This window comes from Pseudomonas sp. TH08, assembly GCF_016651275.1.
Taxonomy (GTDB): Bacteria; Pseudomonadota; Gammaproteobacteria; order Pseudomonadales; family Pseudomonadaceae; genus Aquipseudomonas.
The window spans coordinates 1099968-1123718 of the sequence record NZ_JAEKEE010000001.1 but is presented as its reverse complement, the minus strand read 5'-3'; the positions used below and the strand labels follow the sequence as shown (position 1 = coordinate 1123718).

The 23751-nt window shown below is 59.2% G+C and carries 22 protein-coding genes; 17 read left to right on the top strand and 5 right to left on the bottom strand.

Annotated features, from left to right (window positions below):
• The first annotated feature begins 47 nt into the window (after positions 1 to 47).
• The 4 genes from pstB (at position 48) to JFT91_RS05340 (ending at position 4008) form a co-directional block, all read left to right on the top strand.
• Positions 48 to 881 carry a phosphate ABC transporter ATP-binding protein PstB gene (pstB, locus tag JFT91_RS05355; RefSeq protein WP_064116474.1) on the top strand — a complete coding sequence of 278 codons (834 nt, stop codon included), beginning with the start codon at positions 48 to 50 and terminating at the stop codon, positions 879 to 881.
• Between the two features lie 124 nt (positions 882 to 1005).
• The gene (gene phoU, locus JFT91_RS05350) at positions 1006 to 1767 is read left to right on the top strand and encodes a phosphate signaling complex protein PhoU (protein WP_201229385.1); all 762 of its coding nucleotides are present in this window, start codon (positions 1006 to 1008) and stop codon (positions 1765 to 1767) included.
• 179 nt (positions 1768 to 1946) lie between these two features.
• Positions 1947 to 2903, top strand: coding sequence for a response regulator (locus JFT91_RS05345; RefSeq protein ID WP_201229384.1), 957 nt, complete (start codon positions 1947 to 1949; stop codon positions 2901 to 2903).
• A gap of 208 nt (positions 2904 to 3111) precedes the next feature.
• Complete coding sequence (locus JFT91_RS05340; RefSeq protein WP_201229383.1) at positions 3112 to 4008, top strand: M23 family metallopeptidase; 897 nt, start codon at positions 3112 to 3114, stop codon at positions 4006 to 4008.
• A 184-nt stretch (positions 4009 to 4192) separates the two neighbouring features.
• On the opposite strand, the gene JFT91_RS05335 is transcribed toward JFT91_RS05340, so the two are convergent.
• The 3 genes from JFT91_RS05335 to phoB all read right to left on the bottom strand — a co-directional run bounded on the left by JFT91_RS05335 (position 4193) and on the right by phoB (position 7758).
• Entirely contained in the window at positions 4193 to 5533 is a 1341-nt protein-coding gene (locus tag JFT91_RS05335) for a hemolysin family protein (RefSeq protein WP_129386672.1), read from the bottom strand.
• Positions 5534 to 5643: 110 nt separating this feature from the next.
• Positions 5644 to 6930, bottom strand: a complete 1287-nt coding sequence (gene phoR / locus JFT91_RS05330) for a phosphate regulon sensor histidine kinase PhoR (protein WP_207196825.1) — start codon at positions 6928 to 6930, stop codon at positions 5644 to 5646.
• Positions 6931 to 7068: 138 nt separating this feature from the next.
• Positions 7069 to 7758: a phosphate regulon transcriptional regulator PhoB gene (gene phoB / locus JFT91_RS05325; protein ID WP_007896474.1), complete on the bottom strand. Its 690-nt coding sequence runs from the start codon at positions 7756 to 7758 to the stop codon at positions 7069 to 7071.
• A 151-nt stretch (positions 7759 to 7909) separates the two neighbouring features.
• Here phoB and JFT91_RS05320 point away from each other — a divergent pair, with 151 nt between their 5' ends.
• On the top strand, positions 7910 to 8293 hold the full coding sequence (locus tag JFT91_RS05320; RefSeq protein ID WP_201231750.1) for a COG4315 family predicted lipoprotein: 384 nt from the start codon (positions 7910 to 7912) through the stop codon (positions 8291 to 8293).
• Positions 8294 to 8408: 115 nt separating this feature from the next.
• Here the strand turns inward: JFT91_RS05320 and ubiA are convergent, their stop codons facing one another.
• Together ubiA and JFT91_RS05310 are read right to left on the bottom strand one after the other, a co-directional pair.
• Positions 8409 to 9299, bottom strand: a complete 891-nt coding sequence (gene ubiA / locus JFT91_RS05315; protein WP_201229377.1) for a 4-hydroxybenzoate octaprenyltransferase — start codon at positions 9297 to 9299, stop codon at positions 8409 to 8411.
• Entirely contained in the window at positions 9299 to 9859 is a 561-nt protein-coding gene (locus JFT91_RS05310; protein WP_201149345.1) for a chorismate--pyruvate lyase family protein, read from the bottom strand. Before JFT91_RS05310 ends, ubiA begins: the two co-directional genes overlap by 1 nt.
• 201 nt (positions 9860 to 10060) lie before the next feature.
• On the opposite strand from JFT91_RS05310, the gene JFT91_RS05305 reads away from it, so the two are divergent.
• The 12 genes from JFT91_RS05305 to tssH all read left to right on the top strand — a co-directional run bounded on the left by JFT91_RS05305 (position 10061) and on the right by tssH (position 23750).
• A complete protein-coding gene (locus JFT91_RS05305; RefSeq protein WP_007954349.1) occupies positions 10061 to 10228 on the top strand; it encodes a rubredoxin in 168 nt (55 codons plus the stop codon).
• Positions 10229 to 10248: 20 nt separating this feature from the next.
• Positions 10249 to 11397, top strand: a complete 1149-nt coding sequence (locus JFT91_RS05300) for an NAD(P)/FAD-dependent oxidoreductase (RefSeq protein WP_201231749.1) — start codon at positions 10249 to 10251, stop codon at positions 11395 to 11397.
• 190 nt (positions 11398 to 11587) lie between these two features.
• The gene (locus tag JFT91_RS05295) at positions 11588 to 11863 is read left to right on the top strand and encodes an HU family DNA-binding protein (protein ID WP_003213368.1); all 276 of its coding nucleotides are present in this window, start codon (positions 11588 to 11590) and stop codon (positions 11861 to 11863) included.
• Between the two features lie 649 nt (positions 11864 to 12512).
• The gene (tssA, locus tag JFT91_RS05290) at positions 12513 to 14075 is read left to right on the top strand and encodes a type VI secretion system protein TssA (protein ID WP_201229371.1); all 1563 of its coding nucleotides are present in this window, start codon (positions 12513 to 12515) and stop codon (positions 14073 to 14075) included.
• A gap of 32 nt (positions 14076 to 14107) precedes the next feature.
• Positions 14108 to 14611 (top strand): type VI secretion system contractile sheath small subunit, encoded by a 504-nt coding sequence (tssB, locus tag JFT91_RS05285; RefSeq protein ID WP_201229363.1) that lies wholly within the window; start codon positions 14108 to 14110, stop codon positions 14609 to 14611.
• A gap of 25 nt (positions 14612 to 14636) precedes the next feature.
• Positions 14637 to 16112 (top strand): type VI secretion system contractile sheath large subunit, encoded by a 1476-nt coding sequence (gene tssC / locus JFT91_RS05280; protein WP_201229359.1) that lies wholly within the window; start codon positions 14637 to 14639, stop codon positions 16110 to 16112.
• Between the two features lie 9 nt (positions 16113 to 16121).
• On the top strand, positions 16122 to 16529 hold the full coding sequence (gene tssE / locus JFT91_RS05275; protein ID WP_201231748.1) for a type VI secretion system baseplate subunit TssE: 408 nt from the start codon (positions 16122 to 16124) through the stop codon (positions 16527 to 16529).
• Positions 16530 to 16540: 11 nt separating this feature from the next.
• A complete protein-coding gene (locus tag JFT91_RS05270) occupies positions 16541 to 17044 on the top strand; it encodes a PAAR domain-containing protein (RefSeq protein ID WP_201231747.1) in 504 nt (167 codons plus the stop codon).
• Positions 17045 to 17048: 4 nt separating this feature from the next.
• A complete protein-coding gene (locus JFT91_RS05265; RefSeq protein ID WP_201231746.1) occupies positions 17049 to 17900 on the top strand; it encodes a hypothetical protein in 852 nt (283 codons plus the stop codon).
• Between the two features lie 422 nt (positions 17901 to 18322).
• Positions 18323 to 20110, top strand: a complete 1788-nt coding sequence (tssF, locus tag JFT91_RS05260) for a type VI secretion system baseplate subunit TssF (protein WP_201229349.1) — start codon at positions 18323 to 18325, stop codon at positions 20108 to 20110.
• On the top strand, positions 20074 to 21081 hold the full coding sequence (gene tssG, locus JFT91_RS05255; RefSeq protein ID WP_201229347.1) for a type VI secretion system baseplate subunit TssG: 1008 nt from the start codon (positions 20074 to 20076) through the stop codon (positions 21079 to 21081). The genes tssF and tssG overlap by 37 nt, the downstream gene beginning before the upstream one ends.
• 11 nt (positions 21082 to 21092) lie before the next feature.
• On the top strand, positions 21093 to 23750 hold the full coding sequence (tssH, locus tag JFT91_RS05250) for a type VI secretion system ATPase TssH (RefSeq protein ID WP_201231745.1): 2658 nt from the start codon (positions 21093 to 21095) through the stop codon (positions 23748 to 23750).
• Position 23751 lies beyond the last annotated feature (1 nt).

The window sequence follows — 23751 nt, the reverse complement described above, 5'->3', positions numbered from 1 at the left end:
CACTCCTACAAAAACCGAACCGAATTTGTCAGCACAGGGAGCCTCCCATGCAGCACGAAGCACATACCCACGGCATCAACATGTCCGCCCTGGGCCGCGACAAGCAGAGCTTGAATCTCGAGCAGGAAACCGTGGCCATCGAAGTACCGGGCCTGAGCCTGTACTACGGCGAGAAACAAGCGCTGTTCGACGTCAGCATGAACATCCCGAAACAGCGCGTGACCGCTTTCATCGGCCCGTCCGGCTGCGGTAAATCCACGCTGTTGCGCACCTTCAACCGCATGAACGACCTGGTTGACGGCTGCCGCGTTGAAGGCGCGATCAACCTGTACGGCAACAACATCTATCGCAAAGGCGAAGACGTGGCCGAGTTGCGTCGTCGCGTCGGCATGGTGTTCCAGAAGCCCAACCCGTTCCCGAAGACCATCTACGAAAACGTGGTCTACGGCCTGCGCATCCAGGGCATCAACAAGAAGCGCATCCTCGACGAAGCGGTCGAGTGGGCGTTGAAAGGCGCGGCGCTGTGGGATGAGGTTAAAGACCGTCTGCACGAATCGGCACTCGGTCTGTCCGGTGGTCAGCAGCAGCGTCTGGTGATTGCCCGCACTATCGCGGTTGAGCCGGAAGTGTTGCTGCTCGACGAACCGTGCTCGGCCCTCGACCCGATCTCGACGCTGAAAGTCGAAGAGCTGATCTACGAGCTGAAATCCAAGTTCACCATCGTCATCGTCACGCACAACATGCAGCAAGCGGCGCGGGTGTCCGACTACACGGCGTTCATGTACATGGGCAAACTGGTGGAATTCGGTGACACCGATACCCTGTTCACCAATCCGGCGAAGAAGCAGACCGAAGACTACATTACCGGTCGTTATGGCTGATTGAAGCGGCTGCGAGCGGCAAGCTTCAAGCGGCAAGTGAGAAGCGAGCGGCATGGATCACCACATAACAGCTTGCAGCTTGAAGCTTGCAGCTCTTGGTTAAACGCTTTTTCGGAGCGAATGCATGATTTCCAAAGAAGGCCTCACCCATCACATCTCCGCGCAGTTCAACGCCGAGCTTGAGGAAGTGCGCAGCCACCTCCTGGCCATGGGCGGGCTGGTCGAGAAGCAGGTCAACGACGCGGTGACCGCGCTGATCGAGGCCGACTCCGGCCTGGCTCAGCAGGTGCGCGAGATCGACGACCAGATCAACCAGATGGAACGCAACATCGACGAAGAATGCCTGCGCATTCTCGCCCGTCGTCAGCCGGCAGCGTCTGACTTGCGTCTGATTATCAGCATCTCCAAGTCGGTGATCGACCTCGAGCGCATCGGCGACGAAGCGACCAAGATCGCCCGCCGTGCGATTCAGCTCTGCGAAGAAGGTGAAGCGCCACGCGGTTACGTCGAGGTTCGCCACATCGGCGACCAGGTGCGCAACATGGTCCGCGATGCGCTCGACGCGTTTGCCCGCTTCGATGCCGATCTGGCACTGTCGGTGGCGCAGTACGACAAGATCATCGACCGCGAATACAAGACCGCGCTGCGCGAGCTGGCGACCTACATGATGGAAGACCCGCGCTCTATCTCGCGGGTCTTGAGCATCATCTGGGTGCTGCGTTCCCTGGAGCGCATCGGCGATCACGCGCGCAACATCTCCGAATTGGTCATCTACCTGGTGCGCGGCACCGACGTGCGTCATATGGGCCTCAAGCGCATGAAGGAAGAAGTTCAAGGCACAAGCGGCGAAACCGCTAATGTTCCGGGCGATGCTGACGATAAGTAAGATTGCCTGAGAAAAGCGCCCGGCCCTTTGGCCGGGCGTTTTTGTTTACGGTTATCGAACAAAGAATCGAATTGAAAAGCAGCACCCGCGAACGAAAAGTCCCGGCGTGACTGAAGATTGTTGGCAATGTGCCATCAGTAAAAGCGGTATGCTTGCCGGGATTTTTATAGGGGTGTTGGATGAGCAAGATCAGTGTGTTGGTCGTGGACGATGCTTCGTTCATTCGTGACCTGGTAAAAAAGTGCCTGCGTAATTACTTCCCGGGGATCCGCACCGAGGACGCCGTCAACGGCAAAAAAGCTCAAGCGATGCTGGCCAGAGAAGCGTTCGACCTGGTCCTGTGCGACTGGGAAATGCCGGAAATGTCCGGTCTTGAACTGCTGACCTGGTGCCGCGAGCAAGACAATCTCAAGACCATGCCGTTTGTCATGGTCACCAGCCGGGGCGACAAGGAAAACGTCGTGCAGGCGATTCAGGCCGGCGTTTCCGGTTACGTCAGCAAGCCATTCACCAACGAGCAGCTGCTGACCAAGGTCAAGCAGGCGCTGAACAAGGTCGGCAAACTCGACACCCTGATGAACAGCGCGCCGACCAAGATGAACTCGGCGTTCGGCAACGATTCCCTGAGCGCTTTGACCGGCGGTAAACCTGCCGTGGTCGGTGGTGCTCCGGCGGCCGCTGCGGTCAATCCGTTCGCCAAGCCTGCCGCTGCTGCTCCAGCACCCGCCGCTGCGCCGTCCCGTGGTCTGCTCAACAGCCCGCCAGTGCAGGCACCCGCCGCGTCGAAAGCGCCGGCCGGTGGTCGCGGTCAGGGCCAGTTGCGCCTGCCAAGCGGCAACCAGCAATGCGTGATCAAGGCGCTGAGCATCAAGGAAGCGCTGCTGGTGGTGAAACGCACCGACACGCTGCCGCAGATCCTCGACAGCGCCGTACTCGACCTGGAGCAGGGCGACAACGCCGAAATCGCCCGCCTCAATGGCTACCTGCACGCCATCGTCGCCCACGAGCAGAAAGCCGACAGCGACTGGCTGCAACTGACTTTCCGCTTCGTCGATCAGGACGCGCAGAAGCTCGACTACATCTCCCGTCTGATCGCTCGCGGCACGGCGCAGAAGCACTTCGTGCCCGGCGCGTAATTCGCGTCGCCGGAAAGTCCGTCTTCGCGAGCAGGCTCGCTCCCACATTGGAAATGCATTCCAATGTAGGAGTGAGCCTGCTCGCGAAGGGGCCATCAAAAGCACCACCGATCTCCCGCGTTGCCCAATTTGAAACATCTGTCGACTACCCTGGTCTGTCTCAGCTGCTAGGCTCTCTTCCAGGCCTTACTTAGACAGACTTTTGCCCATGCTCGCGCGCCTGCTGTTTTTCTGTGGTCTCTTCATGGCCTCCACCTCGGCTGTGGCCATGACCATTTACAAATCCACTGATGCCAACGGCGTTGTCTCCTACAGCGACCGACCGAGCAAAGGCTCGCAGGTGTTCGTCTTTCAGGATCGGATGGTCGAACGTCTGGACCGTCAGGTGTACCTCGACATCAAAAAGCAGAGGGGCACCGACGTGGTGTTCGTGCGCAACGACCTGTATGCGCCGGTCGAGGTGGCGCTGGCGTTTACCGGCATGAGCAACGTGCGTGGCGCGCCGGCGCAAACCATCCGCCGGGTGCTGCCGGCGCGCAGCAATACGCGGTTGGCGTTGCTGACGGCGGTGTCCGGTGGCAAGCCACTGGTGTACACGCCGCAGTTCCAGTATTCCCTCGGTGATCCCGCTGGCACCGCGCAGGGTTATCGCTATCCGCTGCCGTGGCGTGGCGGGCCGTTCCGCTTGAGTCAGGGTGCCAACGGCCAATACAGCCACTACGGGCCGAAGAACAAATATGCGATGGACATCGCCATGCCGGTCGGCACACCGATCATTGCTGCGCGGGCAGGGGTGGTGGTGAAAACCGAGAATTCACAGAGCGGGCGCGGCAACGATGCGTCGGGCAACTTTGTGCGGGTGCTGCACGATGACGGCACGATGGGCGTGTACCTGCACCTCAAGCAAGGTTCGGTGAGCGTACGTGAAGGGCAAAGGGTGACGGTCGGCAGTCCGTTGGCGCTGTCGGGCAACACCGGCAACAGCAGCGGCCCGCACCTGCACTTCGTGGTGCAGCGCAACAGCGGAGCGGGGCTGGTGTCGATTCCGTATCAGTTCAACCAGCCACTGGGAGCATTGCCCAACTTTGCGCTGGGCAAACAGTAAACACACGAGGGATCAGATCCGGATGGCTTTTGTGGAGAGGGGATTTATCCCCGATGGAGGGCGCAGCCGTCCCAAAACCATTGAATGCATTGTGTCAGATGCTATACGAATGCAGATTCAGGGCCGCTTCGCAGCCCATCGGGGATAAATCCCCTCACCACAGAAGCCTCCCCCAGACCACCCATCAATCCAGCATCAACACCTTCGCCAGCACAATCTTCGGCCCTTTCATCTTCTTGATGATGATCCGCAGCCCTTCGACTTCCAGCACTTCTTCCTCTTCCGGTACCCGTTTCAGGGTTTCGTAGATCAGCCCGGCGAGGGTTTCCGCTTCGATGTGGTCGAGGTCGATACCGAGCAGGCGTTCAACCTTGAACAACGGCGTGTCGCCACGCACCAGCAACTTGCCGGGCTGATAGGCAAGAATGCCGCGCTCAGCCTTGCGGTGTTCGTCCTGGATGTCGCCGACCAGCACTTCCAGCACGTCTTCCATGGTCAGGTAGCCGATGATGTTGCCGTCAGCCTCCTCGACCACGGCGAAGTGCGAGCCGCCCTTGCGGAACTGCTCCAGCAACTGCGACAGCGGCATGTGCCGCGATACGCGCTCCAGCGGACGGGTCAGTTCAGCCAGGTTGAACGACTCGGGAATGTGATCCAGCGCCGCCAATTCCAGCAGCAGATCCTTGATGTGCAGCAGGCCGACGAACTCCTGACGCTCGCTGTCGTACACCGGATAACGGCTGAACTTGTGGCGACGGAACATCGCCAGGATTTCTTTCAGCGGCGCGTTGAATTCCAGCGTGATCAGGTCTTCGCGGGAGTTGGCCCAGTCGACCACTTCCAGCTCGCCCATTTCCACCGCCGAAGCCAGTACGCGCATGCCCTGATCGCTCGGATCCTGGCCACGGCTGGAGTGCAGGATCAGTTTCAGTTCTTCGCGGCTGTAATGGTGTTCGTGGTGCGGGCCGGGTTCACCTTGGCCGGCGATACGCAGAATCGCGTTGGCGCTGGCGTTGAGCAGGTAAATCGCCGGGTACATTGCCCAGTAGAACAGGTACAGCGGCACCGCCGTCCACAGCGACAGCAACTCGGGTTTGCGAATCGCCCACGATTTTGGGGCCAACTCGCCGACGACGATGTGCAGGTACGAAATGATGAAGAACGCAGTGAAGAACGACACACCTTTGACGATTTCCGGCGATTGCACGCCGACCGCGCTGAGCAACGGCTCGAGAATATGCGCGAACGCCGGCTCACCGACCCAGCCAAGGCCGAGCGAGGCCAGGGTGATACCCAACTGACACGCCGAGAGGTACGCATCGAGCTGACTGTGTACGGTGCGCAGGATGTGCCCGCGCCAGCCGTTTTTATCAGCGATGGCCTCGACCCGGGTCGAGCGCAGTTTGACCATGGCGAACTCTGCCGCAACGAAGAAGCCGTTGAGCAAAACCAGGATCAGAGCAAAAAGGATCATGCCGAAATCGGCGAATATTGTTGCGAGGGACAAGCCAGGGGAAGGGTCCATGATGGAGTTTTGCGGGTTCCGTGTGATTCGAAAGAAGTAAAAGCCGCGCCTGAAAGGCAGGCACAAGTCAGCCAATGTAGCGGCTGACTGGGCGATTGCCTAGTGGCGCTCTACTCGGCGGCGCTGTTTATCCGCACTGGAGCGACTTGCGCCGGGGCGAAATGGCAGGTGAACGTGCTGCCGTGACCGGGCACGCTGCTGATCTCCATGCGCGCGCGATGGCGCAACAACACGTGTTTGACGATGGCCAGGCCCAGGCCGGTGCCGCCGGTGTTGGAGTTGCGGCTGGAGTCGACGCGATAGAAGCGTTCGGTCAGGCGCGGCAGGTGTTTGCTGTCGATGCCGATCCCGGAATCCTGCACGCTCAGGTGCGCACCTTGTTCGTCGCCCCACCAGCGGACGCGGATGTTGCCTTCGGCCGGGGTGTACTTCACCGCGTTGAACACCAGGTTGGAAAACGCACTGCGCAATTCCGCCTCGCTGCCCTTGAGCAGCAGGCTGGCGTCGGCTTCGAGGGTGATGCGCTGGTTTTTCGAACCGGACAGCTGCTGCGCATCGCTCTTGATCGATTGCAGCAATGTATCGACATGGATCGGCTGGTTGTCCGACGGGTAGTCGGTGGCTTCCAGCTTCGCCAGCAACAACAGATCATTGAGCAGCGTCTGCATGCGCCCGCCCTGTTGCTGCATCTGTTGCAGGGCTCGACTCCAGCGTGGGTTCACGTCTTCGACGTTGTCGAGCAGGGTTTCCAGATAACCGCAGATCACTGTCAGCGGGGTGCGCAGTTCGTGGGAAACGTTGGCGATGAAGTCTTTGCGCATTTGCTCAAGCTGATGAATGCGCGTGACGTCGCGCACCAGCATCAAGTGTTCATTGTTGCCATAGCGGGTGAGGTACAACTGAATGCGCACGCGATCATTGGTCGGCGAAGGGATTTCCAGCGGCTCGGCGTAACTTTCCTGCTCGAAGTATTCCTTGAAGCGCGGATGCCGTACCAGGTTGGTTACCGGTTGGCCGCTGTCTTGCGGGGTCTTGAGGCCGAGAAGGGTTTCGGCGGCGCGGTTCCACCATTCCAGGTTGCCGTCGCTGTCGAGCATGATCACCGCGTCTTTCAGCGCAGCGGTGGACTCCTGCACCCGGTCGATCACCGCTTGCAGGCGCCCACGCACGCGTTGGTCGCGGCGTTGCAGGTGGTAGATGCTGTCGAACACTTCGCCCCACAGGCCATAGCCGTCGGGCGGTGCTTCGTCGGGTTGGTGCTGGCGCAGCCACTCGTGCAGGCGCAGCAATTGCTTGAGCGTCCAGCCCAGATAAATACCCAGACCCGCCGCGAGGCTCCAGCCGTAATAGCCGGTGATCAGGCCGATCACCAGACACGCGGTGACCAGCAGCAGCATGTGGCGAATCAGGGTGCCATGCCAGTTTTGATTCACGGGGCGTCCTTAAACGCAGCTTCAAGTTTCAAGCCGCAAGCTGCAAGGCACAGCGGCTCGTTGTTTCTTGCCGCTTATAGCCAGAAGCGTGCAGCTGCTTTTTTACGCTTTGGTGGAAAACCGGTAACCGGTACCGCGCACGGTTTGTACCAGATTTTCGTAGGCGTCGCCGAGGGCCTTGCGCAGACGGCGGATGTGCACGTCGACGGTGCGTTCTTCAACGTAGACGTTGCCGCCCCAGACTTGATCCAGCAACTGGCCACGGGTGTAGGCGCGTTCCTGGTGGGTCATGAAGAATTGCAGCAGACGGTATTCGGTCGGGCCCATCTCGGCCGGTTTGCCGTCGATGGTCACACGGTGGCTGATCGGGTCGAGCAGCAAGCCACCGACTTCAATCGGCGCTTCGCCATCGGTCGGTCCGGCGCGGCGCAGCACAGCTTTGAGGCGGGCGACCAGTTCACGCGGGGAAAACGGTTTGGTGATGTAGTCGTCGGCGCCGACTTCCAGACCCTGGATCTTGTTGTCCTCTTCGCCCTTGGCGGTAAGCATGATGATCGGGATGTCCCCAGTCAGCTCGTCACGCTTGAGGCGGCGGGCCAGTTCGATGCCGGAAGTGCCGGGCAGCATCCAGTCGAGCAGGATCAGGTCCGGCTTGCGGTCGACGATGATGGCGTGCGCCTGCTGCGAGTTCTCCGCCTCGAGGCAGTCATAGCCGGCCATTTCCAACGCAACGGCGATCATTTCGCGAATGGGCGCTTCGTCGTCGACGATCAGAATGCTCCTGCCAACCATGCCTTAATCCTCTTGTCATTTAACTGTCTTGCGCCGCATTAGATAACGGAATTATTGCAGTCGTGTGACAGTATTTTAGTCCGGCGGCGATTGTGCAAATCCTGAACTAAGCTCTAAGTCCGAATCCTGACAACCACAAAAGAAGGTTTCCATGACTCAAATGACTGTTTCTTTCAAAGCCCTGCTGATGGCTGCGGCCCTGACTTTGCCTGGATTTGCCATGGCTGCGGATCCTGCGATGGAAAAAGACGGCATGTACACCGATCACCACGGCATGACCCTGTACACCTTCGCCAAGGACTCAGGTGGCAAGTCGATGTGCAACGACAAGTGCGCCGAAAACTGGCCACCACTCATGGCGACTGCCGGCGACAAGTCGATGGGCGACTGGACGGTAATCAAGCGCGATGACGGCAAGATGCAATGGGCCTATCAAGGTATGCCGTTGTACACCTTCAAGATGGACAAGAAGGCCGGTGACATGACCGGTGAAGGGAAAATGGACGGCGCCTGGAAAGTCGCCAAAGCCAAGTAACCGCATTGCCTTTGTAGGAGCCGAGCTTGCTCGCGAAAGCGCCGTGTCAGTCAGCCAATTCGTTAACTGACACACCGTTTTCGCGAGCAAGCTCGGCTCCTGCAAGGTTTGGTGTTTAGCGCAGCGCGTAGTCCAGCACGATCCCGACGAATATCGCCAACCCGGCCCAGTGGTTGTGCAAAAACGCCTTGAAGCAGCGCATCCGGTCGCGATCGCGGGTGTACCAGAATTCCCACGCGTAACAACCGGCAGCCACCAGCAGACCAAGGTGGAACCACACCCCCAGCTCGAACTTCGACCCCGCCAACAACAGGCAGCCCAGCGACAACGCCTGCAAGCTCAGAATGATCACCCGATCCGCCTCACCGAACAGGATCGCCGTGGATTTCACGCCGATCTTCAAGTCGTCATCGCGGTCGGTCATCGCGTAATAGGTGTCGTAACCCACCGTCCACAACAGATTGGCGATCCACAGCAGCCAGGCCGCCGCCGGCAGTTCGCCGGTCTCGGCGGTAAACGCCATCGGCATGCCCCAGGAAAACGCCGCGCCCAGCACCACTTGCGGGTAATAGGTGTAGCGCTTCATGAACGGGTAAGTGAAGGCCAGCGCCAAACCGCCCAGCGATAGCCAGATCGTTGGCGCATTGGTGCACAGCACCAGCAGGAAACTCACGCCCATCAGCAGCGCGAAGAACACCAGCGCCTCTTTCGAACTGATCTTGCCGCTCGCCAGTGGTCGTTGCGCGGTGCGTTTGACGTGACCGTCGACCTTGCGATCGGCCCAGTCGTTGATCACGCAACCACCGGCGCGGGTCAGTATCACGCCAAGGACGAAAATCACCACGTTGGCCAGCGACGGCGAGCCTTTGCCGGCAATCCACAGCGCCCACAACGTCGGCCACAGCAGCAGATAAATGCCGATCGGCTTGTCCATCCGGGTCAACTGAATGAAATCCCAGGCGCGCGGGTTCAAACGGTTCAGGGACTTGAGCAGGCTCTGATACATCAGCAATTCTCCGGATGGGCGCGGGCGGCGCTCCACAGGCTCGGCAAGAAGATTTCTGCAACCAGCACGCTCAGCGCGCCACGGTCGAACCGCGAACGGCGGCCCCACAGCTGCGGTGCTTTGGCGGCAGGCGGCAGCCATGCTTCAGGGTAGTGACACACTTCGATGGCGCGGCGTAGGAAGGCCTGATCGCAAAACAGCAGTTCGCCCAGCGAGCGGCTGCCCAGTTCATCCATGTGCAAACCGTCGCCCTGCAAAGCGGCGCGTGAGGCCACGCTGCGGGCAAACACCCAGGCCTCGTCATGCCCGCGCAAATACACTTCGCGCACCCAGCCTTCGCTGCCTTCGGCCAGGTTCAAGGCCGCGCATTCGTCGGCGCGCAGGATGTCCCAGCCCTCGAATAACGGGGTCACGCTGAAGCCATCGTTGGACAGCCGCGTCAGTCGGCGGGTCAGCGAGCCTTCGTCGAACAACCAGTTCAGGGTCAACGAATCGGGGAGGGGCGTCAGTTGGCTTTGAGTCAGCCAGAGCGGGGCCGGGCAGGCATTTGAATGTTGCACAATGAGTCATTATTGGCCGCAAATGAGGCGGCGAGCTTACCATGGCGCGTTGCGATTTTGATTGATCCGGAGCGCCATTGCGCCGAACAGGCTTGCATCTGCCGGGCTCCATCAGTACAAAACGCCCTGAGCCGGATGGCAGCGCAACACCCATCGACCCTCCGCGCCGGTAATAAGCCTGAACCCTGAGGAAGTACCTGAATGAAAAAGTGGCAATGTGTGGTCTGCGGCCTGATCTACAACGAAGCCGATGGCTGGCCGGATGACGGCATCGCGCCGGGCACCCTGTGGCAGGACGTCCCCGAAGACTGGCTGTGCCCGGACTGCGGCGTCGGCAAGATGGACTTCGAAATGATCGAAATCAACTAAGCAAAGTGAAGGAGTAAGGCATGAGCGCACCTGTCGTCATCGTTGGCACTGGGCTGGCCGGCTATAACCTGGCTCGCGAGTTTCGCAAACTCGATAGCGAAACCCCGCTGCTGTTGATTACCGCAGATGACGGCCGCTCTTACTCCAAGCCGATGCTCTCCACCGGTTTCGGCAAGAACAAGGACGCCGATGGCCTGAGCATGGCCGAACCCGGCGCAATGGCCGAGCAGTTGAAAGCCGAAGTGCGCACCCACACGCGCATCAGCGGCATCGACGCCGGCCACAAGCGCCTGTGGATCGGCGAAGAAGCCGTGCCCTACCGCGACCTTATTCTCGCCTGGGGCGCGGAAACCGTTCGCGTACCGATCGAGGGTGACGGCAGCGATCTGGTGTTCCCGATCAATGATCTCGAAGAATACGCACGTTTTCGCGCGGCAGCGGCCGGCAAACGCCGGGTATTGCTGCTCGGCGCTGGTCTGATTGGCTGCGAATTCGCCAACGACCTGATCCTAGGTGGCTATGAAGTGCAACTGGTCGCGCCGTGCGAACAAGTCATGCCGACCTTGCTCCATCCGGCCGCTGCGGCAGCGGTACAGGCAGGGCTGGAAAGCCTCGGGGCAAAATTCCACCTCGGCCCGGTGCTGACGCGCTTGCAGAAAGTCGCTGACGGCCTCGAAGCGCATCTGTCCGACGGTCAGGTCATCGCCTGCGATGTGGTGGTCTCGGCGATCGGCCTGCGTCCACGCATCGATCTGGCAGCGGCTGCCGGCGTGCAGGTCAATCGCGGCGTCGTCGTCGACCGGCATTTGAAGACGTCCCACGCCAATATCTATGCGCTGGGCGACTGTGCCGAGGTCGATGGGCTGAATCTGCTGTACGTGATGCCCCTCATGAGCTGTGCGCGAGCGCTGGCACAAACCCTGGCAGGAAACCCCACCGCCGTGAACTACGGTCCGATGCCGATCACCGTAAAAACTCCGGTGTGTCCGCTGGTAGTTTCGCCACCGCCACGGGGCAGCGAGGGCGTCTGGAGCGTCGAAGGGCAGGGTGGCGACATCAAAGCCCTGTGCCACAGCGCCGACGGTCAGTTGCTGGGTTACGCGCTGACGGGCGCGGCGGTCATGGAAAAACTTGCCCTGAACAAACAGCTTCCGGCCCTACTGGCGTAAATACCGGTCGTTCTGTCGGAATCACCCCGGTTTTGCCCCCACAAAGGTCGTAGTGAGACTGGCGCAGGCCTTGTCCGCGTGCCATTCTCACTCCCGTCTGCCGCAGAGTAGAGCCTGCGGCGCCTTGGGCGCTGTTCCAACGAGAACAGCACGGACATAACAACAAAAAACCGTCAAAGGGGCTTCACTAATGCGTAAACCAGAACTCGCCGCTGCAATCGCTGAAAAAGCAGATCTGACCAAAGAACAGGCCAACCGCGTACTCAACGCCGTTCTCGAAGAAATCACCGGCGCTCTGCACCGCAAGGACAGCGTCACGCTGGTGGGCTTCGGCACCTTCCTGCAACGCCATCGCGGTGCGCGCACCGGCAAAAACCCGCAGACCGGTGAGCCGGTGAAAATCAAGGCCAGCAACACTGTAGCGTTCAAGCCAGGCAAGTCGTTGAAAGACAGCGTCAATCCTTAATACGGCGAACTCCCTCAATCGCGGGGGCGCTGTATAAAAAAATGGGCATACCGATTGCGGTCGGATGCCCATTTTTTGTGCCTGGTGATTTATACAGACATACAGTTCGGATCTAAACGTTAGTACCTATTCGGTATTCGTTTCATTTGATAGCTATCGCCCCTCCTAAATAATGAAGACAGGCTCTATATATAGAGGCCATCAAAATGATGGCACTTTTTTAATTGTTCGTTGTCTCACTGCGTTTTGTTGAATCAATACCAAGGTCTTTAGGAATAATCCTACATCCAGTTTTTTCAAAACTTGTCATGCTCTGCGCCATTCCGCTACGGCCCTTTTTACGTGGTGAGGGGGATCTGGAACGAGCGCTCTAAATCAAGGTTTTCAGGTTGTCTCTGCGCGTGACTGATTAAAAAGAACGTGTCAGGGATTCCCTGACTGAATATAGGGAAACCTCCTACAGCAATTAAAGAACACTTCGTCTTGTTGTTTGATCGGATGCTTGCTAGTGGCCATCATTGTGATTACGATGCGCGCACTTGATAGAGCACACACTCAATTGGATGAGTCGCGTCACTGCTCTTCGATACTGTCCCGCGCCGCTGAAACTCCAATAGGCGCACGACTGTAATCCAATTAAAGGCCATGGATGTCCTACTCAAGCAAACTTTCCGCCCATTACCTCGAACTCGCGAAAGTCTCTGTTTCCAAAGAGAATTTTGCGGGCGAAGACGTACGCTTTTCGAGCGAATTCGAGGCCCTGGAAAGTGAGCTGGCCAAAGCCTCGTCGATGCACGAAAGCGGGCAGATCGACTGGCTGAAAATTCGCGAAAACAGCGAAAACCTCCTGCGCACCCAATCCAAGGATCTGCGTGTCGGCGCCTGGCTGACCTGGTCGCTGTATCAGCGTGAATCCTTCCCAGGGCTACTGGCCGGCCTCGGTCTGCTGCACCATCTGTCGGAAAACAACTGGGCCGACGTTCACCCGCTCAAACCCCGCACCCGTGCCGCCGCCATTGGCTGGCTGGTGCCGCGTCTCGAGCAGGTGATCACCGAAAACATCGCGATCAAAGAGCAGCTGCCGATGTTCCGGCAGCTCTCCGAGCACCTGTCCGGCCTCGAAGCCGCGTGTGCCGAGCATTTGGGCGACGACTCGCCGCTGTTGCTGCCGATCTCCCGTCGCCTGAAAACCATGATCCAGCGTGCGGCCGACAACCAGCCGGCCCCTGGCGTCGTCGGTGCGGCGGTGGCGCAGGTCAAGCAGGCCGCCAGCCAGTTGCTCGCCCCCGGCGCACCGATCGACAACGAAAGAGACGCGCACAAAGCCCTGCGCGCCCAGCAGGACAGCGCCCGTCCGCTGTGCGCCTGGTGGCTCAAACAGAAAGCCACCGACCTGCGCGCCCTGCGCCTGAACCGCACGTTGCTGTGGATGACCATCGACGCCGTGCCCGAACGCAACGCCGAGCAGATCACCGTGTTGCGCGGTCTGCCGCTGGAAAAACTCAAGCTCTACCAGGACCGTTTCGATCAGGGCAAATACGCCGACCTGCTGGTGGAACTGGAGGCGAGCCTGGCGAAGGCGCCGTTCTGGTTCGATGGCCAGAGGATGGTCTGGGAATGTCTCCAGAACCTCAACGCCGAGCTGGCCATGCGCGAAGTGGAAATCCACTTCGCGCTTTTGATTCAGCGCCTGCCCGGCATTGTCGAATTGCGCTTCCATGACGGCGCGCCGTTTGCCGATCCGTCTACCCGGGCGTGGATCGCCGCCAACGTCATGCCGCACCTGCAAAGCGCCAGCGCGCCGCGCAAGGTCGAAAGCGAAAACGTCGAAACCCAGCCGGCCTGGGAAAAAGCCCTCGAAGAAGTTCTGCCACTGCTGCGCAAGGAAGGCTTGAAGCCTGCCGTGCAGACGCTCAAGCAAGGCTTGCAGTCGGCCCATGGCGGCCGCGAACGGTTCTTCTGGCAGTTCGCCCTCGCGCGCCTGTGCTTCATGGCCAAGAAATACGAACTGGCCAAGAACCAGCTGGAAACCCTCGATCAGACATTACAGGACTCAGGCCTGCACGCCTGGGAGCCCGATCTTGCATTGGAAGTGCTGCACCTGCTGCACAGTTGCTGCGAGTTGTTGCCGCAGAACCATGCCGTACGTGAACGCAAGGAAGAGATTTATCGCAGGCTGTGCCACCTCGATCTCGAAGTGGTACTCGAATAGGCCCCAGGGCCACAACCGCAAGGAGAAAAGCCATGGCCAAAGAAGGCTCGGTAGCCCCCAAGGAACGCATCAACGTCACCTTCAAACCCGCCACCGGCGGTGCTCAGGAAGAGATTGAACTGCCGCTGAAGCTGCTGGCAATCGGTGACTACACCCACCGCAAGGACGAGCGCAAAATCGAAGATCGCAAGCCGATCAGCATCGACAAGATGACCTTCGACGAAGTGCTGGCCAAGCAAGAGCTGCAACTGACACTGAGCGTACCGAACCGTCTGCAGGAAGATGGCGACGCCGACGAGCTGGCTGTGCAACTGCGCGTCAATTCGATGAAGGACTTCAACCCGGCCAGCCTGGTCGAGCAAGTGCCTGAGCTGAAAAAACTGATGGAACTGCGCGATGCGCTGGTGGCCCTCAAAGGCCCGCTGGGTAACGCACCTGCGTTCCGTAAAGCGATCGAAGGCGTGCTCGCCGACGACGAATCCCGCGGTCGCGTACTCGGTGAGCTGGGCCTGAACGCCGCAGCCCCGGACGCCTGAGACTCCAGCCAAGGAAGCCAACACAATGAGCACTAGCGCAGCACAAGAGAAGAGCGCCGAAAACGGCGAGTACAGCATTCTCGACAGCATCATCGCCGAAACCCGTCTGACCCCGGACGACGAAGCCTACGACATCGCCAAGCGCGGTGTGTCGGCGTTCATCGAAGAACTGCTCAAGCCGCAGAACAACGGTGAGCCGGTCAAGAAAGCCATGGTTGACCGCATGATCGCCGAGATCGATGCCAAGCTCAGCCGTCAGATGGACGAAATCCTTCACCACCCGGACTTCCAGTCGCTGGAATCGGCATGGCGTGGTCTGCAGTTGCTGGTCGATCGCACCAACTTCCGCGAAAACATCAAGATCGAAATCCTCAACGTCTCCAAAGACGACCTGCTGGACGATTTCGAAGATTCGCCGGAAGTCATGCAGTCGGGCCTGTACAAGCACATCTACACCGCTGAATACGGCCAGTTCGGTGGACAGCCAGTTGGCGCGATCATCGCCAACTACTACATGTCCCCAAGCTCGCCGGACGTGAAATTGATGCAGTACGTGTCCAGCGTAGCCTGCATGTCCCACGCGCCGTTCATCGCCGCTGCCGGTCCGAAATTCTTCGGTCTGGAAAGCTTCACCGGCCTGCCGGATCTGAAAGATCTGAAAGACCACTTCGAAGGCCCGCAATTCGCCAAATGGCAGAGCTTCCGTACCTCGGAAGACTCCCGCTATGTTGGCCTGACCGTGCCGCGTTTCCTGCTGCGTAACCCGTACGATCCGGAAGAAAACCCGGTCAAATCGTTCGTGTACAAGGAAACCGTTGCCAATAGCCACGAGCACTACCTGTGGGGCAACACCGCTTACGCGTTCGGCACCAAGCTGACCGACAGCTTCGCCAAATTCCGCTGGTGCCCGAACATCATCGGCCCGCAGAGCGGCGGCGCGGTTGAAGACCTGCCGTTGCACCACTTCGAAAGCATGGGCGAAATCGAAACCAAGATCCCTACCGAGGTTCTGGTCAGCGACCGTCGTGAATACGAACTGGCCGAGGAAGGCTTCATCTCCCTGACCATGCGTAAAGGCTCCGACAACGCGGCGTTCTTCTCCGCAAGCTCGGTGCAGAAGCCGAAGTTCTTCGGCATCAGCGCAGAAGGCAAGGCGGCAGAGCTGAACTACAAGCTCGGCACCCAACTGCCGTACATGATGATCGTCAACCGCCTGGCTCACTACTTGAAAGTGCTGCAGCGCGAGCAACTCGGTTCGTGGAAAGAACGTACCGACCTCGAGCTGGAACTCAACAAGTGGATCCGTCAGTACGTTGCCGACCAGGAAAACCCGAGCGCCGAAGTACGTGGCCGTCGTCCGCTGCGCGCTGCGCAAATCATCGTCAGCGACGTTGAAGGCGAGCCAGGCTGGTACCGCGTGAGCTTGAACGTGCGTCCGCACTTCAAGTACATGGGTGCCGATTTCACCCTGTCGCTGGTTGGCAAGCTGGACAAAGAGTAAGAGCGACTCATGGACGGATACGGCAGCCTGTTCGAACGCCTCAACGGCGACGCGCAACTACGCAAGGGCAACAGCCTTGAGGCTTGTGCCATGGCGTCAGTGGCTGCCCATCTGGCCAAAATGCTCAGCACCCGGGCCGGCAGCGTGCAAACGCTGTCCGACTACGGGTTGCCCGATCTCAATGACATGCGCCTGAGCCTGCACGACTCCCTGAGTCAGGCCCGTCTGGCTATCGAAAACTTCATCGAAGCCTACGAGCCGCGCCTGAGCAACGTGCGTGTCATTTCCCTGCCGCGTGATCACGATCAGCTTCGCCTGTCCTTCAGTATCGAAGGCCTGCTGGAAGTTGAAGGTTTCAAGCGTCAGGTCAGTTTTTCCGCGCGCCTGGATGGCAGCGGTCAAGTGAAGGTCACCTAAGGATAACCCCGATGTCTGGCAAACCCGCAGCACGCGTATCCGACCCCACCGCTTGCCCGCTCCCCGGCCACGGTACCAACCCGATCGCCGCTGGTTCTGGCGACGTGTTCTTCGACGGCCTCGCGGCCGCCCGCGAAGGCGATGCCTCCGCGTGTGGTGGTGCGATGGTCGGCGGTTTGGCCACGACGGTGAAAATCAACGGCAAGTCTGCTGTCACGGTTGATTCCGTTGGCTCCCACGGCAACAAGGTTACGGCTGGGTCTTCGACGGTGATTATCGGGAATTCGCATTCGCCGGCGCCGTTTGTGCCGCCGTTGCCTGTGATTATTCCGGGAATATTCAATCGTGTTTTTGCCTTTAAAACTGCCAGTGGGAAAACGGTTGAAGGACTGAACTACAAAATAGTTTCGGAAAGTGGGATCGAGAAGTTTGGTACTGCAGTCGCAGGAACTTCTGCCAGTTTCTCAACTGGACAGAAACCTGAGCCCGTCTCGATCTTTGTAACATCGGAGTAAGATCTTGGAAACGATAGTTGAAATTGGTGGTGTGCCTTATACCTTTGTTACCGAAGATGGTGCTACTGCGTTAAGGCTTGATGACAAAACGACCGCCAGTAACGACACGGATCCTGGAACTTTAAATCTCCCTGAAGCGTGGTTGGTGACTCGTTCTAATGGCGTGCCTCTATTCGCTGTAAAACCAGATGTTTGTGATAAGCCTTTTCGCATCATGAGCGCTGAAAAATTATACGCTGAAAAAATTCAGTGGTTTGAGCCGCTGGCTGATTTCTACCGCGAGCGGTTGTGGGTTAACCCGAATAGCAATGTTGAGGGCTCGGAAGTTTACGACGCTTATCGACAGCATACGTGGCAATCAATTATTGACTTTGCAATCGTAGATAGGCCTTCGTTCGCTTACTATAAGAATCTTCCGGGTGATTGGAAAAAACAACCTGAAGGTGGGGCAAAATATCTTCTTTGTCTAGTTGAAGGTGATCCTTACTGGACAGATGGGCTAGGGCAAATTCCATTCGCAGTGGATACCTTTCGCAAATATTGGGAAGAAACCCGAGAAATTGATTCCGCGATTAGGAAGACGGGCCAGACTGGCTTGGATTGGGCAGATGGAACAATCGGCGGCAGCGATGATGGTAGTGAGAATGTCTACGATAACTTCATAATTATCAGGGCTTGTTTGTGGGCTTCCGAGAACTTTGAACTGGTACTAGAAAAAAGACCCCTGAGTGGTCAAAGATTTGGGATCGACGGTGCAACAGTTGCAAGTACCGTGTACAAGCCAGCCTCTAATGTGCGGCTAAAAACGTCAATTGATGCAGGCCTGTTGGCAAAATACAAAACATGGGAAGCATGATTGTGAAAGTTATCATTGGTGCCGCTATTTATCTGCTTGTTGGTTTTTTGTATTTCTACGTGCACGATGTTGGTGTTGTTTATTACAAGTTGCATGTGGGCTTTACAGATAGGGGGCAGCAATAGGTGGTGTTGCAGAGCTGGTTTTTTATTTTTTTATATTTGTAAATTTTATAATTTTCTTTATTCCAAGGGTTTTATTCAAGCTGCTAGGGATAGCAGTAATGCTGAGTGTTGTGTTGTTTTATTTCTTGCCAGACAACCCGGTGCGAGCATTTGCCTACGGTGGCCTCACTACCAGTATGAGCTTCTTGGCGTTTGTGCTGCGCTTGAATTTTGAGCGGTGGCACTCCCGAAGCTTTATTTAAGCCGGCGCTCTACAGGATATTTTTTTGATGAGTTCCACTACCAGGCAGGTAACCCGTGTCCTTTAACCACTACTACCAAAGCGAACTCACCGCTCTGCGCCAACTCGGTCGCCGTTTCGCCGAGCGTAGTCCGGCGCTGGCCCCGTATCTGGGGCAGGCCGGGCGGGATCCGGACGTGGAGCGGTTGCTCGAAGGCTTTGCGTTTCTGACCGGGCGCTTGCGCCAGAAGCTCGATGACGAGCTGCCGGAACTCAGCCATTCGCTGATGCAACTGCTGTGGCCGAACTACATGCGCCCGCTGCCGGCGTTCAGCATCTTGCAGTTCGACCCGCTGAAGCGCTCCGGGCCGGCGCTGAAAGTCGAGCGTGATACCCCTATCGAAAGCGTGCCGATCGAAGACGTGCGTTGCCGCTTCCGCACCTGCTACCCGACCGAAGTGTTGCCACTGGATCTGGCCGCGCTGAATTACTCGGTGAAGGGCGACGGTTCGCTGCTCAGCCTGCGTCTGGAAATGAGCGCCGATGGTCACCTCGGTGAACTGGAACTGAGCAAACTGCGCTTGCACTTCGCCGGTGAGCGATATATCAGCCAGATGCTTTACCTGAGCCTGCTGCGCAACCTTGAAGGCATCGAACTGATCCCGCTCGACGGCGCCGGCAAGCCCATTGATGGCGTCAGCGGCAAGCCGATGGCGTTCAAGATTCCGGGTGACCGGGTCAAACCAGTGGGCTTTGCCGAAGAAGAAGCGTTGATCCCGTATCCGCTGAACACCTTCCGTGGCTATCGCTACCTGCAGGAATACTTCGCCTTCCAGGACAAGTTCCTGTTCGTCGACGTCAACGGTCTGGACATTCTCAAGGCGCTGCCCGAAGACACGCTCAAGCAGATGCGCGGCCTCGAATTGCGTTTCGACATTCGCAAGAGCGGCATCATGCGCATGCGCCCGACGCTGGATAACGTGAAGCTGTTCTGCACGCCAATTGCCAACCTGTTTGCGCACGACGCACTGCCGATTCGCCTCGATGGCAAACAGGACGAATACCTGCTGCTACCGGCGGAATACGACCTGGAAAACTGCGGCGTGTTCTCGGTGGAAACGGTGACCGGCTGGAAGCCCGGCGGCCTTGGCTATCAGGAGTACGTGCCGTTCGAATCCTTTGAGCACGACCCGAGTTTCGACGTGCCCAACAGCCGTCCGCACTACAGCATTCGCCAGCGTTCGTCGCTGTTGCACGACGGTCTCGACACCTACCTGAGCTTCGGCATTCGCCACACCGAGGCCCACGAAACCCTGTCGATCGAGCTGATGTGCACCAACCAGAACCTGCCGCGCAAGCTCAAGCTCGGCGACATCTGCATGGCTTGCGAAGAGACGCCGGAGTTCTTGAGTTTCCGCAACATCACCCCGGCGACCTCGAGTTTTGCGCCACCGCTGAACCGTGACTTCCTGTGGAAGCTGATCAGCAACATGTCGCTTAACTATCTGTCGCTGGCCGACGTCAATGCGTTGAAGGTGATTCTCGAAACCTACGACTTGCCGCGCTACTACGACCAGCACGCGGAAAAGGTCAGCAAGCGCCTGCTCGGCGGCCTCAAGCACATCAAGCATCACCACGTCGATCGGTTGCACCGTGGCCTGCCGGTACGCGGTTTGCGCACCGAGCTGACCATCGACCCGGAAGGGTACATCGGCGAGGGCGACCTGTTCGTCTTCGCTTCGGTTCTTAACGAGTTTTTCGCGCTTTACGCCAGTCTCAATTCATTCCATGAATTGCGCGTAAAAAGCACACAGGGAGAGGTGTACCAATGGACACCACGTATGGGCCTTCAGCCCCTGCTTTAAGCGGGCTGACCAAGGTAATACGCGAGTACTCGCTGTTTCAGGCCGTGCTGCTGGTGATTGACCGGCTGCGCGAAGCACACCCGCACCTGAGCGAAGACGATCTGTACGATCAGGTCGAGTTCCAGGCCAACCCGAGCCTGGGCTTTCCGCGCAGCGACGTCGATCGCGTGGAGTTTTTCGAAGAGCACGGGCAGATGCGCGCGCGCATGCGTTTCAACCTGATCGGCCTGGTGGGCTCGGGTTCGCCGTTGCCGGCGTTCTACGGCGAACAGGCCCTGGGCGACAGCGAGGACGGCAACCCGACGCGCAATTTCCTCGACCTGTTCCACCATCGCCTGCAACGGCTGATGCTGCCGATCTGGCGCAAGTACCGCTATCGCGCGAGCTTCCAGAGTGGCGCGCTCGACCCGTTCTCGTCGCAGCTGTTTGCGCTGATCGGCCTGGGCGGCGACGAGATCCGCAAGGCCAAGGAACTCAACTGGAAGCGCCTGTTGCCGTACCTCGGTCTGCTCAGCTTGCGCGCGCACTCGGCGGCGTTGATCGAAGCCGTGCTGCGGTACTACTTCAAGCACGAAGACCTGGTCATCGAGCAGTGCATCGAGCGTCGCGTGGAAATTCTCGAAGAACAGCGCAATCGTTTGGGCCGCGACAACAGCGTGCTCGGCGAAGACCTCGTGCTCGGTGAGCACGTGCGCGACCGCAGCGGCAAATTCCGCATTCACATCACCCAGCTCGACTGGCAGCGATTCCATGAATTCCTGCCGATCGGTTTTGGTTACCAGCCGCTCTGCGCGCTGGTGCGGTTCACCCTGCGTGACCCGCTTGATTACGACATCCGCCTGGTCTTGCGCCAGGAAGAAATCCGCGAACTGCGCATCGGTGAGCAGAACGCCTGTCGCCTCGGCTGGACCAGTTGGCTGGGCCGCGAAAAAGCGGACGGCGTGGTGACCCTGGGCAGCAAAATTCATTAAGGACGTGAGCCATGATCAACGTAGACCTGCAACAACTCATCCAGGCGCTGGACGCCGAAACCCGTCGTGATCTGGAGCGTTCGGCCGAGCGTTGCGTCGCCCGTGGCGGCAGCAAGATCCTCGTCGAAGACCTGATGCTCGGCCTGCTCGAGCGTCCTAACGGCTTGCTCGCACGCGCGTTGCAGGATGCTGATGTCGACGCCGGTGAACTGAGCGCCGCACTGCAGTCGCGAGTTGAACACAGCGCATCGCGCAATCCGGTGTTTGCTCCGGAACTGGTGCAATGGCTGCAAGACGCCTTGCTGGTGGCCAACCTCGAACTGGGCCAGACCCAGGTCGAAGACGCCGCGCTGATTCTCGCGCTGCTGCGCAACCCGATGCGCTACGCCGGCAGCCGTTATCAGCCGCTGCTCGCCAAGCTGAACATCGATCGCCTGAAAGAGTTTGCCCTGTCGCAAAAAGAGCAACCGGCGGCCAATGGCAAACCGGCCGCGCAGGGCGAATCGCTGTTGCAGCGCTTCACCCACAACCTGACCCAACAGGCCCGCGACGGCAAACTCGACCCGGTGCTGTGCCGTGACGGCGCGATCCGTCAGATGGTCGACATCCTCGCCCGTCGCCGCAAGAACAACCCGATCGTGGTCGGTGAAGCCGGTGTCGGTAAGACCGCCATCGTTGAAGGCCTCGCTTCGCGCATCGCTGCCGGTGAAGTGCCGCAGGTGCTTAAAGGCGTCGAGTTGCTGTCGCTGGACATGGGCCTGTTGCAGGCCGGCGCGAGCGTCAAAGGTGAGTTCGAGCGTCGCCTCAAAGGTGTGATCGACGAAGTCAAAGCCTCGCCGAAACCGATCATTCTGTTCATCGACGAAGCCCACACCCTGATCGGCGCGGGTGGCAATGCCGGCGGTTCCGATGCGGCCAACCTGCTGAAACCGGCACTGGCGCGCGGCGAACTGCGCACCATCGCCGCGACCACGTGGGCCGAATACAAGAAATACTTCGAGAAAGACCCGGCCCTGGCCCGTCGTTTCCAACCGGTGCAGTTGCACGAACCGACCGTCAGCGAAGCGGTGACCATCCTCCGTGGCCTGGCCCAGGTTTACGAGAAGAGCCACGGTATCTACCTGCGCGATGACGCGGTGGTCTCGGCGGCGGAACTGTCGGCCCGTTATCTGGCCGGTCGCCAACTGCCGGACAAAGCCGTTGATGTGCTCGACACCGCTTGCGCCCGCGTACGCATCAGCCTCGCCGCGGCCCCGGAAAGCCTCGAACGCCTGCGTGGCGAATTGGCTGAAGGTGGCCGTCAGCGTCAGGCCCTGCGCCGCGACGCCGAAGCTGGCTTGCTGATCGACCACGAAGCACTCGATGCGCTGGAAGCGCGTCTCGACGAAGCCGAAGATGAGATGGTCGCACTGGAAACCCAGTGGACCGAACAGAAAGCCTTGGCCGAGCGCCTGCTGGAACTGCGTCAGCAACTGGCCAAGGCTCGTGAGGCTGCGGCTGTCGAGCCGACCGTCAGCGTTGAAGAAGACGCCGAAGGCACCGTGATCGAAAATCTCACAGCCGACGTTGAAGAAGGCCAAAGCGTTGAAGCGCTGGAAGCCGAACTGAACAAGACTCACGCCGAGCTGACTGCCGCACAGGTCAAGGAGCGTCTGGTCAGCTTTGAAGTCTGCCCGCGTCTGGTCGCCGAAGTGATCAGCGCCTGGACCGGTGTGCCACTGGCGCAACTGGCCCGTGAGCACAACGCCAAGGTCGCCAGTTTCGCCACCGACCTGCGCACGCGCATCCGTGGTCAGGAGCAAGCCGTACACGCACTGGACCGCTCGATGCGCGCCACCGCTGCCGGCCTCAACAAACCTGATGCACCGGTCGGTGTGTTCCTGCTGGTCGGCCCGAGCGGCGTCGGTAAAACCGAAACCGCGCTGGCGCTCGCTGACCTGCTGTACGGCGGCGATCGTTTCATCACCACCATCAACATGTCCGAGTTCCAGGAGAAGCACACTGTTTCGCGCCTGATCGGCGCGCCACCGGGCTACGTCGGTTATGGCGAGGGCGGCATGCTCACCGAAGCCGTGCGGCAGAAACCGTACTCGGTGGTGCTGCTCGATGAGGTCGAGAAGGCTGACCCGGACGTGCTCAACCTGTTTTACCAAATCTTCGACAAAGGCGTGGCCAACGACGGCGAAGGTCGCGAGATCGATTTCCGCAACACGTTGATCCTGATGACCTCGAACCTCGGCAGCGACCGTATCAGCGACCTCTGCGAAAACGGTGCACGGCCAACCGCCGAAGTGCTCGAGGAAACCATTCGCCCGGTGCTCAGCAAACACTTCAAACCGGCGCTGCTGGCGCGGATGAAAGTGGTGCCGTACTACCCGGTTGGCGGCCCGGTATTGCGCGAGCTGATCGAGATCAAACTCGGTCGTCTCGGCGAGCGTCTCAATCGTCGTCAGCTGGATTTCACTTGGTGCCAGAACCTCGTCGATCACTTGTCCGAGCGTTGCACGCAAAGCGAAAGCGGTGCGCGCCTGATCGATCACTTGCTTGATCAGCACGTGCTGCCGCTGGTAGCGGATCGTCTGCTCGACGCGATGGCCACCGGTGAAAGCCTCAAGCGTGTGCATGCCACGCTCGACGGCGAAGCCAGCGTGACGTGCGAGTTCGCCTGAG